1 protein-coding gene is annotated in these 1,862 nt (G+C 51.7%); it reads left to right on the top strand.

Going from position 1 to position 1,862, the window contains the following annotated elements:
- Positions 1-286 precede the first annotated feature (286 nt).
- Positions 287-1,650 (top strand): IS3 family transposase gene (locus FS767_RS21545; RefSeq protein ID WP_144968138.1). Its coding sequence is split into 2 segments (ribosomal slippage): positions 287-752 and positions 752-1,650, totalling 1,365 coding nucleotides; the frame shifts between segments, so codons are not numbered across the junction.
- Positions 1,651-1,862: the final 212 nt, after the last annotated feature.

Genomic DNA, 1,862 nt, shown 5'->3' with positions numbered 1-1,862 from the left:
CTCACTTTTTGACAAGACAAAAAGTGAGCCGCCGTAAGGGCGGAAAGGTGACTGTGCGCCACCCGCGCTAATGAATACCAACTTGCTGTATGCGCCCACGCTCTGAAGTTTTAAGTTTTAAGTTTTAAGTTTTAAGTTTTAAGTTTTAAGTTTCAAGTTTGGTTGCGTTGGTGTGGGTATTGAAAGAGAGCATAGTCCATTTGCGATGGCGACGCTTAGTCACCTTTTCGCCCTTACGTGAACTGACCCCCGAATGTTGGACACCTATCTCACCGGAGGGTGTTCCATGACGAAATACAACCTGGCGCTCAAACAAGCACTCATCGAAGAGTGCCTTTCTGCTCCTAGCATTCATGAAGTGGCGCTAAAGCATGACCTCAGTCCATCGATGCTACGTCGGTGGGTAAAGGGCTATGAAAAACACGGCGCAGCCGGTTTAAGTGCCAAGTACAGCCGCTACGATGCCCAGTTCAAATTGAAGGTTTTGCAGTGCATTGAGCAACAAGGATTGTCTGCCCAGCAAGCCTGCATCCAGTTTGATATCCGTGGTCCAAGTAGCATCAGGCAGTGGAAAAGGTTGTATGATCAAGGCGGAGTTGAAGCACTTCATCCGCATCATACCCGAGAGTTGAGCATGCCCCGTAAGCCATCGAAAAAAACCAGCGCAAGTCCTCCTACCGCTTCGGATAGCGACCTGACACCCGAGCAAATGCTCGAAGAGCTGGAATACCTGCGTGCGGAGAATGCTTATCTAAAAAAGCTCGATGCCTTGATCCAAGCGGACCCTCGCACTGCGCAGGCGAGAAAACGAAGGCTGTCCAGGGATTGAGGCACGGGCATCGACTCGCTCTGCTGTTACGTGCTGCCGGGCTTGCACGTAGTACCTTTTATTACCAAAGCAAGGTGTTGTTGACTGACAAGCATGCGGCTTTGAAAGAGAGTATCAACAACGTCTATCACAAGCATAAGGGACGGTATGGCTATCGCCGGATCACTGAGACCCTCAAGCACAACGGTCGGACGATTAATCACAAGAAGGTGCAGCGACTGATGCAGCTGATGGGTCTCCAGTCGCTGGTCAGGGCGAAGAAATATCGCTCGTACCGAGGCTCAGAGGGACTGGTTGCGCCTGATCTGCTCAGACGAGAATTCAAGGCAGGAGCCCCTAATCAGAAATGGGCAACCGACGTGACAGAGTTCAAGGTAAAGGGGCAGAAGCTGTTTCTTTCACCGTTGATGGACCTGTATAACGGCGAAATCCTCGCTTATCAGATTAACCGGCGCCCGGAGTTCAAGATGGTCTCGGCAATGCTTGAGCAAGCCTTTGAGCGGCTGAATCCAGGTGATAAACCGATATTGCACTCCGATCAAGGATGGCAGTACAGGCAGCCCACTTACCGGCATATGCTGGCCGAGAAGAACATTGAGCAGAGTATGTCGCGGAAGGGCAACTGCCTAGACAACGCCGCAATGGAAAGCTTTTTCGGCACACTCAAGAGCGAATATTTTTACCTGGAGTCGTTTGAAAATGTCGAGCAGTTGGCTTCAGGACTTGATGATTACATCGCTTACTACAACCAAAAACGCATCAGTCTCAGACTTAATGGCCTGAGTCCGATACAATTTCGGACCCACGCGCTGGCCCCATAGCGCTCACTGTCCAACTTTTGGGGGTCAGTTCAACGGCGAGTCACTTTTTGTCAAACGCGACAAAAAGTAACCAAAAAACGCTGCGCTCCATTCATACGGCCCCTACACTGCGCTTCGGGGTTCCCTCACTCCGGTCTTGCTCCCGGGAGGACCGCGCTGCAGGCCCCATCCTGGGGCCCAGCGCTTGACAGGCATCCATGCCTGTCACCTCC

Source organism: Pseudomonas sp. DE0010 (assembly GCF_007680745.1).
In the GTDB taxonomy this organism is placed as follows: Bacteria; Pseudomonadota; Gammaproteobacteria; order Pseudomonadales; family Pseudomonadaceae; genus Aquipseudomonas; species Aquipseudomonas parafulva_B.
Note: the sequence above shows the minus strand (reverse complement) of the source record. Positions and strands in the feature narration are given on the sequence as shown.